Source organism: Streptomyces sp. NPDC058665 (genome assembly GCF_042714995.1).
Taxonomy (GTDB): Bacteria; Actinomycetota; Actinomycetes; order Streptomycetales; family Streptomycetaceae; genus Streptomyces.
In genome coordinates this window covers 1-15,731 of the sequence record NZ_JBHXRX010000073.1, presented here as the reverse complement: position 1 = coordinate 15,731, position 15,731 = coordinate 1, and the positions used below count along the sequence as shown (strand labels likewise).

9 protein-coding genes are annotated in these 15,731 nt (G+C 71.4%); 4 read left to right on the top strand and 5 right to left on the bottom strand.

Annotated elements, in window-relative coordinates:
• Positions 1-25: 25 nt before the first annotated feature.
• From ACFWV8_RS32735 to ACFWV8_RS32715, 5 genes are all read right to left on the bottom strand, one after another.
• Complete coding sequence (locus tag ACFWV8_RS32735) at positions 26-2,269, bottom strand: CDP-glycerol glycerophosphotransferase family protein (protein ID WP_384212594.1); 2,244 nt, start codon at positions 2,267-2,269, stop codon at positions 26-28.
• A 138-nt stretch (positions 2,270-2,407) separates the two neighbouring features.
• On the bottom strand, positions 2,408-3,325 hold the full coding sequence (locus tag ACFWV8_RS32730; protein WP_384212591.1) for a carbohydrate ABC transporter permease: 918 nt from the start codon (positions 3,323-3,325) through the stop codon (positions 2,408-2,410).
• Entirely contained in the window at positions 3,322-4,686 is a 1,365-nt protein-coding gene (locus ACFWV8_RS32725; RefSeq protein ID WP_384212588.1) for a carbohydrate ABC transporter permease, read from the bottom strand. Before ACFWV8_RS32725 ends, ACFWV8_RS32730 begins: the two co-directional genes overlap by 4 nt.
• Positions 4,687-4,690: 4 nt before the next feature.
• A complete protein-coding gene (locus tag ACFWV8_RS32720) occupies positions 4,691-6,091 on the bottom strand; it encodes an ABC transporter substrate-binding protein (RefSeq protein WP_384212584.1) in 1,401 nt (466 codons plus the stop codon).
• Between the two features lie 333 nt (positions 6,092-6,424).
• The gene (locus ACFWV8_RS32715; RefSeq protein WP_384212647.1) at positions 6,425-9,793 is read right to left on the bottom strand and encodes an FHA domain-containing protein; all 3,369 of its coding nucleotides are present in this window, start codon (positions 9,791-9,793) and stop codon (positions 6,425-6,427) included.
• A gap of 419 nt (positions 9,794-10,212) precedes the next feature.
• On the opposite strand from ACFWV8_RS32715, the gene ACFWV8_RS32710 reads away from it, so the two are divergent.
• The 4 genes from ACFWV8_RS32710 (at position 10,213) to ACFWV8_RS32695 (ending at position 15,649) form a co-directional block, all read left to right on the top strand.
• Complete coding sequence (locus ACFWV8_RS32710; protein WP_384212642.1) at positions 10,213-11,898, top strand: serine/threonine-protein kinase; 1,686 nt, start codon at positions 10,213-10,215, stop codon at positions 11,896-11,898.
• Positions 11,899-12,075: 177 nt separating this feature from the next.
• Positions 12,076-13,326: a protein kinase gene (locus ACFWV8_RS32705; RefSeq protein WP_384212577.1), complete on the top strand. Its 1,251-nt coding sequence runs from the start codon at positions 12,076-12,078 to the stop codon at positions 13,324-13,326.
• Positions 13,327-13,394: 68 nt separating this feature from the next.
• Positions 13,395-14,501 carry a peptide chain release factor 2 gene (gene prfB, locus ACFWV8_RS32700; protein WP_329387072.1) on the top strand — a complete coding sequence of 369 codons (1,107 nt, stop codon included), beginning with the start codon at positions 13,395-13,397 and terminating at the stop codon, positions 14,499-14,501.
• Between the two features lie 323 nt (positions 14,502-14,824).
• The gene (locus ACFWV8_RS32695; RefSeq protein ID WP_384212565.1) at positions 14,825-15,649 is read left to right on the top strand and encodes a hypothetical protein; all 825 of its coding nucleotides are present in this window, start codon (positions 14,825-14,827) and stop codon (positions 15,647-15,649) included.
• Positions 15,650-15,731 lie beyond the last annotated feature (82 nt).

Sequence of the window (15,731 nt, the reverse complement as noted above, 5' to 3'; positions counted from 1 at the left end):
GCCGGGAGCCCCCGCCGGGTGAGGCTCAGCGCCCCGCGTCCGACATGTTCCGGCCGTGGCGCTGCTGGGGCAGGGACAGCGGGGACGGCGCCGGGGTGCGTTTTTCCAGGGGGACCGGGGCGGGGAGGCCCGTCGTCTCGCCCAGGAAGACCCGGCGTACGACCCGCTCCGCGGCCAGCCCGTCGTCGTACGGGCAGAAGCGGGCCCGGAAGGCGGCGCGGAGCTGGGTCGAGCGTGAGCCGCGCCAGTGGTCCGTGGTGAAGATGTCGATCAGGTCCCGCTCGTCGCGTGCCACCACGCCCGGCGGGAAGGCCCGGACGTCGAAGTAGGTGCCGCGGGCCGCCTCGTACGCGTCCCAGTCGTCGATGTGGATCACTACGGGCCTGTCCAGATTCACATAGTCGAACATCAGCGACGAGTAGTCCGTGATGAGCGCGTCCGCGGCCAGGCACAGCGACTCGACCCGGTGGTGTCCCGACACGTCGATGATGCGCGGATGCGGGGTGTGCGGCAGAGGGGCCTCGTACGTGTGGTGGGCGCGGGTCAGCACCACGAAGCGCGGGCCCAGCGCCTGGGCGAGCCGCTCCAGGTCCAGCGGGACGTACGGGGTACGCCGGTAGTCGCGCTGCGTGGGGGCGTACAGCACCGCCGTGAAGCCGTCGGGGATGCCCAGCGACTCCCGCAGCCGGTCGACATCGGCCGAAGTGGCCCGCTGGAACACGTCGTTGCGCGGATAGCCGTATTCGAGCGCCGTGTGCCCGGCCGGATAGGCCTTCTCCCAGACCAGGGTGGAGTGACGATTCGCCGAGAGGGAGTAGTCCCACTGGTCGGCGCCCGCGAGGAGCCGGTCGAACTCCGTGCGGCGGGCGGCGGCCGGGTGGTCCTGGAGGTCCAGGCCCATGGACTTGAGCGGGGTGCCGTGGTGCGTCTGGAGGAGGATCTGCCGCGGGCGCTTGACGAGGCGCGGGTCGAAGTTGACGTTGTTGACGAGGTACTTGTCGCGGGCGAGCGCCGTCCAGTAGCCGAAGCTGCCGGGGCGCAGCTTGCGCGTGGCGGTGGGCACGGTGTGGTGGTACTCGGCGCGCCCGATCCACGACGTCGCGATGTGCGGGGCGAGTTCGCGGACCTTCTCCTCGATGGCCGCCGGGTTGCAGGCGTAACCCCGGCCGTCGTACGCCGCGAAGACCGCCCTGTTCTCCCGTACCGGCAGGCACCGTTGGATCCGGTAGTGCAGGTGCAGCGCCCCCGCGCGCACGGCCCGGCCGAGTGTCGTGGCGACCCGGTGGGCGCCGAGTTGCAGATGCTGCGCCGTCCACAGGGCGCGGTACGTGCGGTGGGCGCCGAACCGCAGCAGGGTGTGCCGCAGCCGGGCCCGCAGCAGCGGCGCCGAGCCCGGAGTGCGGTGCCGGCGGTGGTGTGCGCGGGCCCTGCGGAAGAACTCGGGACGGCTGCGGCGCGGCAACCGCCCGCCCGCCGCGACGAGTTTGGAGAAGTGGTCGAGCATCCGCCGGAACAGCACGGGGCGCCAGTCGTCGAGCGCGGGCCGTGAGTCGATGAAGGCGAAGACACGGTCGTACTGGTCGAAGATGTCGAAATGCTTGCGGCTGGTGGTGGACAGGATGTTGCCCTGGCGCCGCTGCCGGTAGTGCACACAGACGCGGTCGAGCGTCGCGATCGACTCGGCGGCCATCAGGACGGGAAAGGTCCAGGGCGTGTCCTCGTAATAGCCCGGCGGGAAGGAGAAGCCCTGCCGGGCGATGTACTCGCGGCTGTACGCCTTGTTCCAGACCACCATCAGCACCCGCAACAGGCCCGGCCGGTCGGTGAGTCGGAAGGGCGCGGGGCCGCTCTCGTCGAGCAGGTCGGAAAGGACGTTCCGCACGACCTCGCCGGACCAGTACGTACGCGCGTAGTCGTAGACGAGGACATCGGGCCCGTCGGTCTCCTTGAGCCGGTCCGCGATGGTCTGGAGCGCGCCGGGAGTGAGGGTGTCGTCGCCGTCGAGGAAGATCAGGTAGTCACCCGTGGCCCGGTCCATTCCGGCGTTACGGGCGGGCCCGAGGCCCTCGTTCTCCGGCAGGTGCACGGCGACCACACGAGGGTCGGTGGCGGCGGTCTCGTCGATAATTGTCCCGCAGGCGTCGGGTGATCCGTCGTCCACGGCGATGAGTTCGAAATCCTCATAGGTCTGGTCGAGCACCGACCGCAGACACTCCTGCAAGTACGCCTGGACCTTGTACGCGGGGACGATGATGCTGAACCGGGCCATGGCTCGGGAACGGCCGATGGAGTGACCGGGTTACGCCAGACGTGGCATACGGGGGACACATACGCCGGGCGGGCCGGTGGGTGAACCGGCCCGCCCCTTTTGGCGTACTTCTCCGTCGAACGGGTGCCCGAAACGGCCCTACTTGACCGCCCCCGCCATGACCCCGGAGACGAACTGCCGCTGGAACAGGAAGAAGACGGCCAGCGGGATGATCATCGAGAGGAAGGCGCCGGGCGCCAGCACATCGATGTTGTTGCCGAACTGCCGTACCTGCTGCTGGAGGGCGACCGTGATCGGCGGCGAGTCGGAGTCCGCGAAGATCAGGGCCACCAGCATGTCGTTCCAGACCCAGAGGAACTGGAAGATGCCGAGCGAGGCGATGGCGGGACCGCCGAGCGGCATCACGACCCGGGCGAAGAGCCGGATCTCGCCCGCGCCGTCGAGCCTCGCGGCCTCCAGGAGCTCCCGCGGGATCTCCGCGAAGAAGTTCCTCAACAGGAAGATCGCGAAGGGGAGTCCGAAGGCGACGTGGAACATCACCACGCCGAAGGTCGTCTCGAAGATCCCGATCTCACCGAAGAGTTCGGAGACCGGGATGAGGGCGACCTGCACCGGAACCACCAGCAGACCGACGACGAGCATGAACCACCAGTCGCGGCCGGGGAAGTCCATCCACGCGAAGGCGTAGCCGGCGAGCGAGCCGATCACCACGACCAGTACTGTCGACGGGACAGTGATCATCACCGTGGACCACAGGGAGTTGGTGATGATGTCGTTGGAGAGCAGCTCCGAGTAGTTCTCGGTGGTGAGCTGCGCCGGCTTGGTGAAGACCTCCCACCAGCCGCTCGCCGCGATGTCCGACGAGCCGCGCAGCGAGGAGATCAGCAGACCGATCGTCGGCATCATCCAGAAGAGGGCTACCAGGACGAGGAAGACCTGGACGACACCGCTGCCGGCCTTCCCCGCGATCCGGGAGGACAGGGACGGCTTCGCCTTGGCCGTCGTGCCCGCCGGCAGGGGCTGCTTCGCCTGTACCGCTGTGTCAGTCGTACTCATCGGCGGTTCTCCTTCCGCATCCGGCGAATGTTGAAGAGCATCACCGGGATCACGAGCAGCAGGAGGAATACGGCGATCGCGCTGCCCACGCCGACGTTGGCGTCCGTGCCGAACGACGAGCGGTAGAGCTGGAGCGCCAGCACGTTCGCGTCGTCCTGGGAGGAGCCTGGCGCGATGATCAGTACCAGGTCGAAGATCTTCAGCACATTGATCATCAGGGTGACCATGACGACGGCCAGGACCGGCGCCAGCAGCGGGACGGTGATCCGGCGGAACACGTTCCACTCGTTCGCGCCGTCGACCCGTGCCGCCTCCAGGAGTTCACGCGGCATGCTCGCCAGACCGGCGCCGATCAGCACCATCGCGAAGCCCGCCCACATCCACAGATAGCTGCCGATGATCGCGGGGGTCACGAGGGAAGGGCCGAGCCAGTCCACGCCGTTGTACGGCTCCCTGAAGTTGCTCTCGGGCAGCTGGAGTACGGCTCCGTCGGCCGAGGCCGGCAGGGTGAACGTACCGTCGGAAGCGGCGCTGGCCGACGCGACGACCTTGCCGTCCTTGACCGCCTCGATCTTCAGGCCGCTCAGGCCGAGTTCCTTGGAATCGACGACATTGGGCTTGCCGCCGCCACCCTTGGTGAAGTCCAGCCAGGCGGTGCCGGTGATCCCCTCGCCGCCGCTCTCGGCAGCCCTGGCCGGCTCGGCGTCGGACGGCATCTTGTCCGGCGGTACGCCGACCAGCGGGATCAGCACCGGAGTGCCCGCCGAGACAGGCGCCTTGGTGACGAACGAGCCCTTGGCGTCGCCCGCCTTCAGCGGATGCACCGGCAGCGGGCGGGCCTTGGGATAGCCGGCCGATTCGGAGAACGTGTCGTGCACGCCCACGGCGACGGCGTTGGCGATGCCGCGCTCCGGGGCCTGCTCGTACACCAGCCGGAAGATGATGCCCGACGCGAGCATCGAGATCGCCATCGGCATGAAGACGATCAGCTTGAACGCCGTTCCCCAGCGCACCCGTTCGGTGAGCACCGCGAAGATCAGACCGAGCGCGGTGGCGACCGTCGGGGCCACCACCACCCAGATCAAGTTGTTCTTGATCGCGGTCCGGATGGTGTCCTCGGTGAATATCTCCACGTAGTTGTCGAAGCCCGCGAAGTTGTCGCCGGACTGGTCGAGGAACGACCTGTAGACGGAGAACCCGATCGGGTAGACCACGAGCGCGCCCAGCAGGACCAGCGCGGGCAGCAGGAACGCCACCGCGAGGCCTTTACGTGTGCCTGTCACGCTCTTGCGCTTCCCCTTGGCGGGGGGCGGGGGCACCGGCACCGAGGTGTCGGCGCCCCCTGTTGTCGCCGCTGTCACCGCGTCAGCTCTTGAAGGCCTTGGCGGCGTCCGACTCCAGCTGCTGCTGGGCGCCCTTGACGTCCTTCGGGTTCTTCAGGAAGTCCTGGAGGGCCTTCCACTCGCCCTTGCCGGGCGTACCGCCGAACGACTGCGGCATCTGGTCCGACATGTCGAAGCGGAAGTCGTCACCGGCGTCGATGAGCGCCTTGGCGATGTCACGCTGCACGTCGTTCGGGTACGCCTTGCCGTCCAGGGCCTTGTTCGGCGAGATGAAGCCGCCGGCCTCCGCCTGGATCTGGGCGGCGTCCGTGGACGCCAGGAAAGTCAGCAGCGCCTGGGCGCCCTTGCTGTCCGTGAGGGCCACGGCCGCGTCGCCACCGGTCACCACCGGGGAGTCGGCGCCCACCGCCGGGAACGGGAAGACCTTCGCGTCCGTACCGACCTTGGCACCGGCCTCGGCCACGTTCACCCCGGCGAAGTCGGCGGCGAAGACCATGCCCGCCTTCGGCGCGTCACCGCCGGTGAAGGTCTGGGTGACGGAGGCGGGGAACTCGGTCTGGAGCGCGCCGTCCGCGCCGCCGGCGATCAGGGCGGGCTTGCCCCACAGCTCGGCGAGCGTCGTGAGCGCGGTGGCCACCGACGGGTCGGTCCACTTGATCTCGTGCTTGGCCAGCTGGTCGTACTTCTCCGGGCCGGCCTGCGACAGGTAGATGTTCTCGAACCAGTCGGTGAGCGTCCAGCCGTCGGCGCCGCCGACGGAGACCGGGGTGACACCCGACGCCGAGATCGTGTCGGCGGTCGTCAGGAAGTCCTTCCACGTCTTGGGCTCGGCCGCGCCCGCGTTCTCGAAGGCCGTGTTGTTGTACCAGACCAGCGACTTGTTGGCGGCCTTGTAGTACACGCCGTACTGCTCGCCGTCGACCGCGCCGAGATCCTGCCAGCCCTTGCTGTAGTTCTTCGTCAGCTGCGCCTTCGCCTCGGCGCCGACGGGCTTGGCCCACTTCTTCTCCACGGCCTGCGTGATCGCGCCGACCTGCGGGAGCATCGCGACGTCGGGCGGGCTGCCGCCCGCGATCTTCGTACCGAGGAAGTTGACGATCGGGTCCTGCGCGGGAACGAACGTGACCGTCGCACCGGTCCGCTTCTCGAACTCGTCCAGGACCTTGGTGAAGTTGGCCTGCTCCGGGCCGGTCCACACCGCGGCGACCTGGATCTTCTCGCCGTCCAACTTGGGCAGTTCGACCGTGGCCGCGGGCTTCTTGGCCTCGCCGCCACCGTCCTTGGTGTCATCGGAGTCGCCACCGCAGCCGGTGAGCACGACGGCGCCGACGACGACGGCCGCCACCGCCGCTCTGTGCGAACCTCGGCCTGCTGAGCGTGCTCCGGCTCCAAACGCCTTGCGGCCATTAAGAGTTGTACGCATGACTGCCCCGTCTCTCCCGTGCGCGTGCGGATCTTGACGCATGTTTACGCATGCGGACCGGCGCCCCGAGCGAGCCGACGACGCCGTCCTTGTCCCGTGCGGTAAGTCCTACGCGCCGTGACCGTAGGCCGCAATACTGTCTTGAGCTTCAATTCGAAGATCGTGATGGGCTCGTGACGTGGTTTACGGACGTAGGGGTAATTTCAGAGATGTGAAGGCAGGGCGCCTGCCGGGATCCTGACGGAAATGGGCCCCGGCTTCAGGATGTCCGCTTTCGGTCACCCGGCCGCCACGCGACGTGGGCGCGCGCGGTCACCCGGCCCGAGCGAGCCGTCAGACCCGGCCCAGGGGGCTCACCGGGACCGCCGAGACCGAGCGGGCCGCTCTTTCCAGGGCGCTTGCGAGCAGGGCCAGGTCCGTGGGGCCGTTGCCCAGTTCGCGTACGGGGCGGCGGGTCGGGGGGTCGCCCATGCGCTCCCACTCCAGTGGGACCACCGTGGGGCGCTGTGTCGCCGTACGGGGGATCCGGCCGGTCACCCGGCCACCCTGGAACGGTGTCACCCGGCCGTCCGGATGACCGAGCCTGCCGCGGCCGGGCAGTGGATCGTCCGGGCCGGGGGAGGCCGGTGGTGTGTCCAGAACCACCCGTAGGCGCGTCCGGCCCGCCAGCTCCGTTTCCGATGTTCGTTCGGGGCGTGCGGATGTGGCGACCAGATGGACGCCGAGGCGCTCGCCGTCCCGGGCCACCGCTTCCAGGGCCCGTACGACCGAACCGGCCGCCGGGCGGCCCGGACTGCCCAGCGCGGGCGCGACCAGGGCGTCGTAGTCGTCGACGAGGACGATGAGCCGGGGGAGGACGGGGCCGGGGCCGGGCTCGCCGCGCGTACGGGCGGAGGTCTGGCGCAGCCGCAGGGTGCCGCCGTCCGGGGTGACGCCCGCGCCGGTGCCTATGCCCGCGCCTGCGCCGCCGGTGCCCGTCTGCGGCTGCTCCGGCTGACCCGCGACCGGCACACCCTGCGTACCCCCCGAGGGCGCCCCGGGGCCGGCCACCTGCTGATCGGCGCGCTCACGCCGCGCACCGCGCTGCTCGGCCGGGCTCGGCGCGCGCTGCCCCACCATCCGCTCCGCTACCTCACGTCTGTTGTGCCACTCGGCGAAGTCGAGGCGCCCGAGCACTTCGGCGCGCCGCTTCAGCTCCGCCCCCAGGGCCTGCGCGAACTCCCGCATCCTGACCGGGTCGGACGCCACCAAGTGCTCGGTCACATGCGGCAGTTCCGTACAGGCCCCCAGCCCTTCGCCGCGCTCGCCGCCCGCGCCGTCCACCAGAAGCAGACCGAGCCTGTCCGGCCGCCCGCCCGCCGCCAGCGAGGCCGCGACCGCGCGCAGCAGTTCCGTACGGCCACTGCCCGGAGGGCCCTCGATCAGCAGATGCGGGCCCTCCTCCACGAGATCCACGGTCACCGGGCCGTGCGGCCCCGTACCGAGCACCGTGGTGCTCCCGGCCGCCGACGCCCAGCGGGCCATCAGGGACGCGGGCGTCGCCCGCGCCAGCCCCAGCTCGTCCAGCAGCCTGGCCGAGCGCGGCAGCTCCGCGGCCTGGCGGCTGCGGCCCGACGCGGCGGCGCTGCCCGCTTCCGTACGGAGAGGGGCCAGCGCCCGGCCGAAGCGGTCGGCCCAGGCCGGGGACACCGCGTCCACCGTCGCGACCGAGCCCTGCCCGGCGGGCTGTCCCACCGCCGTACGGATCAGCCGCAGGGCCGTCGCGACATCGCCGCTCAGCAGGGCCACCGCCCCGCACTCACGGAAGGCCACCGAGGCCGCGCAAGCCGTCTCGTACGTCGCGGCGACCGGGGAGACGGGCGAGGCCGCCGGGGTCTCGGCGAGACAGATCACATGGACACCGGCCACGGAGCCGGCGCCGGCCAGCCGCGCGGCGGTCTCGCGCAGGGCCGACGAACCGGGATCGCCGTCCACGACCAGCAGCGTTGCCGGTCCCTCGTACCGCCCGGCGGCCTCCGCGATCGACCTGCTGTCGGCCGACGCCCACGCCCTGCCGAGCGGCCCGTCGTCCAGCCGGCGTGTCAGTTCTCCCAGCCGCGCGGTGGCCTGGTCCCGGTCGTAGGCGAGGAGCAGCCGGCAGTCCTGGCCGTGGGCCGGCCGGACATGCGGCAGCCAGCCGAGCCAGCCCCACTCCCGTTTGCGCTGCTCCACACTTGTCGTCCGGTCCGAGCTGACCAGCACGATCTCCAGATCGGCGGGGGAGTGCAGCGCGGCGAGCTGCGCAACGGCGGACCTGGCGAGGCCGGTCAGCCGCTCCCTGGGGCCCGCGAGACCGAGCGAGCCGGCCTCGCGCAGGCTCACTGTCACCGGGACCGAGGGCAGCGGACCGGATCCGTCGGGCGAGGTGCGCTCCGTCGTACCGAGGCGCAGGACGAGCGATTCGGGGTGGTCCGGGCCGCGCTCCCAGAGCCGGGGGCCGGGGCCCAGCGCCGTCATCAGTACGGAGGCGGGGTCGGGCCAGGTGTCGTCAAGGGGCGCGTGGCCCCTGGCACGGGGGGCGGAGCCGGTGGCCGCCGGGACGTCGTCCTCGGGGAACTCCTCGTCGCGGGTGCCGGCCAGCCGCCTCGCCCAGGCGCCTATCCCGCCGCGTCGTCTGCCGGGTCCCTCGGGCAGCTCCGTGCCGCGCGTGGGTGTGCCCTGGCGGCGGGAGCCGGGCGTACGGCTGTGTCCCTGCGGGCCGTCGTCGTCGGCGGCGCCGTGAATCTCGTCACTCTCGGCCCGGTCGTGCGCGGGACGGCGGCCGGCGCCGGGCACCGGCACGTACAGGGCGTCGCCGTAGCGGGTGTCGGCGTCCGAGCGGGGGGTGCGCGGCTCGGGCACGCGGGGCGTGGCTGCGGGGCCGCCGTGCGTGTACGCCTGGACCGTCCGCCCTCCGGGGCCGCCGCCCGCTCCGTACGGCCCGGAGTCCGGTCCGGACCGCGCGCCTCCGTACGACCCCGTTCCCGTGGTCGTGTCGCCGCTCGGCGTACCGCTCGCCGCGCCGCTTCCCGCTTCGGTCACGCTTCCGCGCGCGACCCGCAGATGCCCCTCGCCGTCCGGTGTGGCCGCCAGTGTCGGCGTCCGGCCGCCCGGGGTGAGCCGCAGCGCGGACTCACCCAGCCGCAGCAGGGCGCCCGCCGGGAGCGGTACGGGCACGGACCCGACCCGTACGCCTTCGAGCGTCGTTCCGTTCGTGGAATGCAGGTCCGCCACCGTGACACGGCCGTCGTCGGTGACCGTCACCGCGCAGTGCAGCCGCGAGACGTCCGGATCGTCGAGCGGTACGTCGGCGTCCGCCGAACGGCCGATCCTGACCTGGCCGCCGTGCAGCAGATGCACGCCGCCCGCGTCCGGACCCGCCACCACATGGAGCTGGGCCGGGACCTCGTCGGCGGGCGCGTCGTCCTCGCCGGGGGCCTGGAGCCAGAGCACGGCGCCGTCCACCAGCGGCGGCTCGCCCAGGGTGCGGCGCTGGGTGTCCAGCCGCTCCCGCCCCGCGTAGAGCACGACGGGGCCCGAGAGGTCGGGGCCGGCGACAGCCGTGGCCAGACCGGAAGCGACGGCCGCGAGCGCCGTCCCCGCCGGTGCGGTGACGAGCACGTCGCACGCGCGCCCCGCGGGGTGGCCGCTGCGCGGCGCGAGGACGGTCAGCCGGATCTGCATCGCCGTCAGCGGTCCCTTCTGCGCGGGGTGCCCGGCAGGGGTGCTGCCCTGTGTGAATCCCCCCACCCGGCACCGACACATCGTCCGGTACAGGTCGGCACGGACGGTGAGCGTACGACCCCACACACCGAGTGCTGGATGGCATCTTCGCACCTGCCACCGACAACACGCCCACGGACCAAGGGTAAGTGATCTTGAATGGTCTGCTGTGGGTGCAAAAGTGCATGGTTGGGAGCGGGTTGGGATCATCCGAGGACCCCGCGGGTACACGTGATGGGCAACCATCCGTCAGATGCGCGCGTCCTCCACTCGAACATGACCGCGACGGGAACCCGCGCGGGGCATTTAAAGTGGGTCGGACACCCGGGTGCATGGCCCCGGGGCCATGCAAGGACCACCAGCAGCAGGGAGAGCGTGACGTGCGGCCGGTAGGCAGCAAGTACCTCCTGGAGGAGCCCCTCGGGCGCGGCGCCACGGGCACCGTCTGGAGAGCCCGTCAGCGGGAGACCGCAGGCGCCGAGGCCGCGGTGGCCGGGCAGCCCGGCGAGACCGTCGCGATCAAGGTCCTCAAGGAGGAGCTGGCGAACGACGCGGACGTGGTGATGCGCTTCCTGCGCGAGCGCTCCGTCCTGCTCCGCCTGACGCACCCCAACATCGTGCGCACCCGTGACCTAGTCGTCGAGGGTGACCTCCTCGCCCTCGTCATGGATCTGGTCGAAGGCCCCGACCTGCACCACTACCTGCGGCAGAACGGCCCCTTCAGCCCCGTCGCGGCCTCGCTGCTCACGGCCCAGATCGCGGACGCGCTGGCGGCCAGCCACGCCGACGGCGTCGTACACCGCGACCTGAAGCCCGCCAACGTCCTCCTGAAGGACGACGGCGACCAGCTGCACCCGATGCTGACCGACTTCGGTATCGCCCGGCTCGCGGACTCCCCGGGGCTGACGCGGACGCACGAGTTCGTCGGCACGCCCGCCTATGTCGCGCCGGAGTCGGCCGAGGGCCGTCCGCAGACCTCCGCCGTCGACATCTACGGCGCGGGCATCCTGCTGTACGAGCTGGTCACCGGCCGTCCGCCGTTCGCGGGCGGAACGGCGCTCGAAGTGCTCCACCGCCACCTCAGCGAGGAGCCGCGCCGCCCCTCCAGCGTTCCCGAACCGCTGTGGACGGTCATGGAGCGCTGCCTCCGTAAGGAGCCCGACGAGCGGCCCAGCGCCGTCAATCTCGCCCGCGCTCTGCGCACCGTCGCCTCCGGCATCGGCGTGCACGCGAACTCCGCCCAGGTCAACGCGGCGATGGGAGTCGGGGCCCTGCTGGCGCCCGACCCGGCGCCCGCCGCCGTGCCCGGTGAGCCGGGCGCCGCCGACCCCACGCAGGTGCTGCCGAGCAACGCCGGGTCGTACGACCCGGCCGCCGCGACCAGCGTGCTGCCGACGAACGCGCCGGGCGCCGCCCCGGCCGGTGCGGCCGACCGCACATCGGTGATGCCCGTCGGCCCCGGTGGCCCAGGCGGCCCCGACGCCGGCCCCAGGCCCGAGGACCCGCACCCCTGGCAGAGCCAGCTCAGGGCCGCGCGCGACCGCAACGAACAGACCCAGGTCCAGTACCTGGACCCGAGCGAGGACCCGCTCCGGCGCAGGCCGCAGCGCCCCCAGGGCCAGCAGCCCCCGCCACCGGCCCAGCAGCAGCGCCGGCGCCAGCAGCAGGCCCCGCCCCCGCAGCCGTACCCGCCCCAGCAGCCCCACCCGCCGCAGCAGCAGCGGTACGCGCCGCCCCCGCAGCAGCAACAGCGCTACGCGCCGCCGCAGCAGCCGCCGCCCCAGCAGCCCGCGCCGCGCCCGCCCCGGCAGCGCGGTGCCAACCCGATGCGGATTCCCGGCCTCGGCTGCCTCAAGGGCTGTCTGTTCACGCTGGTCCTGCTCTTCGTCGCCGGCTGGCTCGTCTGGGAGCTGACCCCGCTCCAGGACTGGATCGGCGAGGGCAAGAGCTACTGGAACGCGATCAAGGACACCGTCAGCACGGTGTCGGACTGGGTCACCGAGCTCGGTGGTTCGGACGCCGGATCCACTTCGGGAACCACCTCCGGGTCCACCGGAAACAACTGACACCGGCGCCGGTGGGGGCTCCCGCCGGCACCGGTGCTGTTCGGGCGCTTCTGTCTCTTTGTCGATTCCCGCGGGATCAATTCGCCCGCAGAAGTGAACGTTGACGCGGTACCGGGCAGTGAACACCCCGATACCCGCGTACTTTGATGGGCAAAGCCAGCCGCTGAGGGAGCAGTCTTGGCACGGAATATCGGCAGCCGGTACACCGCCCATCAGATTCTTGGGCGGGGCAGCGCCGGCACGGTGTGGCTCGGTGAGGGACCCGACGGGCCCGTCGCCATCAAGCTGTTGCGCGAGGACCTCGCCTCCGACCAGGAGCTGGTCGGGCGCTTCGTCCAGGAGCGCACCGCGCTGCTCGGACTCGACCATCCGCACGTGGTCGCCGTCCGCGACCTCGTCGTGGACGGCAACGATCTGGCACTCGTCATGGAGCTGGTGCGCGGCACCGACCTGCGCACCCGCCTCGACCGCGAGCGCCGGCTCGCCCCCGAGGCCGCGGTCGCCGTCGTCGCCGATGTCGCCGACGGCCTCGCCGCAGCGCACGCCGCCGGTGTCGTCCACCGCGACGTCAAGCCGGAGAACATCCTGCTCGACATGGAGGGCCCGATCGGTCCTGGCGGCTCGCACCCGGCGCTGCTCACCGACTTCGGTGTCGCCAAGCTGATCGACACCCCCCGCCGTACGAAGGCGACGAAGATCATCGGTACGCCGGACTATCTGGCGCCCGAGATCGTGGAGGGCCTGCCGCCGCGCGCCGCCGTCGACATCTACGCCCTCGCGACGGTCCTGTACGAGCTCCTCGCCGGCTTCACGCCCTTCGGCGGCGGCCACCCCGGAGCCGTCCTGCGCCGCCATGTCACCGAGACCGTCGTCCCGCTCCCCGGCATCCCCGACGAGCTGTGGCAGCTCCTCGTCCAGTGCCTGGCCAAGGCCCCGGCCTCCCGGCTGCGCGCCTCCGAGCTGGCGGCCCGGCTCCGCGAGCAGCTTCCCCAGCTCGCCGGCATCCCTTCCCTGGAGGTGGACGAGCCCGACAGCGGGCCCACCGAGGAGGAGCGGCCGTACGGCGACGCCGACGCCGAGCACGCGACGGCGGGCGAGCAGCCGCGCCGCCGGGGCGCCGTCTCGCTCGTCCCCGGAGCGGCTCCCGACTCCAACCGGGACACCCACACGAGCATGCGCGTCCCGGCCCCCGACGAGCTGGCGGGCGGCGCGCGCGGCACGGCACGGGCTCCGCGCGCGGCGGGCCAGCGCAGGCCCGGGTCGGCCCGCCACAAGGCGGAGGCGGTCCGCAAGCGCCGTATAACGCTGGGTGTGACGGCCCTCCTGCTGGTCGCCGTCCTCGGCGTCGGCGGCTGGCTGGCCACGAGCAGCGACGGCGCCGAGGCCGACCCCGGGGGCTCGACGCGCTCGGCGTCGCCGGTCCCGTAACCCCTCCCGCCGCCGGTCCTCGCGGGAGCGGCGGCGGGGTTTCGGCGCTCAGCCGTTAGGCTGGGTGCGTGGCAGTCGTCGATGTATCCGAAGAGCTGAAGTCCCTTTCCTCGACCATGGGGTCGATCGAGGCGGTCCTCGACCTCGACAACATGAGGGCCGAGATCGCCGTCCTGGAGGACCAGGCGGCGGCGCCGTCCCTCTGGGACGACCCGGAGGCGGCGCAGAAGATCACCAGCAAGCTGTCGCACCTCCAGGCCGAGCTGCGCAAGACCGAGGCGCTCCGGAGCCGGATCGACGACGTCGAGGTGCTCTTCGAGCTCGCCGAGAGCGAGGGCGACGCCGACGCGCGTAACGAGGCCGAGTCCGAACTCGCCTCGGTGAAGAAGGCGCTCGACGAGATGGAGGTCCGCACCCTCCTGTCCGGCGAGTACGACGAGCGCCAGGCGCTCGTCAACATCCGGGCCGAGGCCGGCGGCGTCGACGCGGCGGACTTCGCCGAGCAGCTCCAGCGCATGTACGTCCGCTGGGCCGAGCGGCACAACTACCCCACCGAGGTCTACGAGACGTCGTACGCGGAAGAGGCCGGCATCAAGTCGACCACCTTCGTCGTCAAGGCGCCGTACGCCTACGGCACGCTCTCCGTCGAGCAGGGCACCCACCGGCTGGTCCGTATCTCGCCCTTCGACAACCAGGGCCGCCGCCAGACCTCCTTCGCGGGTGTCGAGGTACTGCCCGTCGTCGAGTCCAGCGACCACGTCGAGATCGACGAGACCGAGCTGCGCGTGGACGTCTACCGCGCCTCGGGCCCCGGCGGCCAGGGAGTCAACACCACCGACTCCGCGGTCCGGATCACGCACATTCCCACCGGCATCGTCGTCTCCTGCCAGAACGAGCGCTCGCAGATCCAGAACAAGGCCAGCGCCATGAACGTCCTCCAGGCGAAGCTGCTCGAACGGCGCCGCCAGGAGGAGCAGGCCAAGATGGACGCCCTCAAGGGCGACGGCGGCAACTCGTGGGGCAACCAGATGCGTTCGTACGTCCTGCACCCGTACCAGATGGTCAAGGACCTCCGTACGGAGTTCGAGGTCGGCAACCCCCAGGGCGTGCTCGACGGTGAGATCGACGGCTTCCTCGAGGCCGGGATTCGCTGGCGCAAGCAGCAGGAGCGGTAAGCGATTTCGTACGTCTCCCGCCAAGGTCAGAGCCCAACTCGGGCTCCCCGCAAGGGACTCGCTTTGTCGACAAAGTAACTGCCGCCAACAGGCCGGCAGTTCCCGTTTATGTCACAGTTACCCCGCGCGCGGCGGACAACTGACGTGAATCCGGGCATCGCGCGCGCAACGACCTTGACGCTCCCTCGGAAACTCGGAATGGTGACGCTCGGCATGCGTATTTCCGGGGCGCGTGCGCACGGGGGACCTGTACGCACGGATCTCCGACGGCCGGCCCCGGACCGCTGCACCACTCACGATCAGCTACTGGGGGTAGCAAGCACATGACCAAGAAGACGCGGATCCGCGTAGCGCGGATAGCCGCCGGCGCCGTGATCGCCGCCGGTGCTTCGCTGACCGCCGCGGGCGCCGCTTCGGCCGTCGGCATCGATGTCAACGTCGGTGGCCTGAGCGCCAACGCGGATGTCAACAAGGACGGTCTGGACGTCGGCCTCGGCCTCGACGCCGGTGACACCGAGGGCACCACCGAGGGCACCGACGGTGGCAACACCGTCGTCGGCACCACGGAGGGCACGTCCGAGGGCACTTCCGAAGGTACGTCGGAGGGCACGTCCGAGGGCACCAGCGAGGGTACGTCCGAGGGCACCTCCGAAGGGACCAGCGAGGGTACGTCCGAGGGCACCAGCGAGGGCACCTCGGAGGGCACTTCCGAGGGCACTTCCGAAGGTACGTCCGAGGGCACCAGCGAAGGCACCTCCGTCGGTACGTCCGAAGGCACCTCGGAAGGGACCAGCGAGGGTACGTCCGAGGGCACCAGCGAGGGCACCTCGGAGGGCACTTCCGAAGGTACGTCCGAGGGCACCTCGGAGGGCACCAGCGAGGGCAGCACCTCCGAAGGCGCCACCGAGGGCCAGAGCGGTGGCACCGACGAGGGCCAGACCGGTGGTGGCACCGACGTCACCGCCGGCGCCGAGACCGACAACGCGGGCTCGCAGCCGGTCGAGCAGGGCGAGGCCAAGGAGGAGCTGGCGGAGACCGGCGCCGCCGAGACCACGTTCCTGATCATCGGTGCCGCGACCATGATCGCCGGCGGTATCGGCTTCCGGATGCTCCCGCGTCTGGTCGGCAGCCGCGCCACGGCCGCCTGAACCAGCACGCACCGAGGCATCCCGCACATACGGAAGGGCGCCCAAACCCCTAGGGAGGCGGGGCCGGCCGAACGTCCTGAGA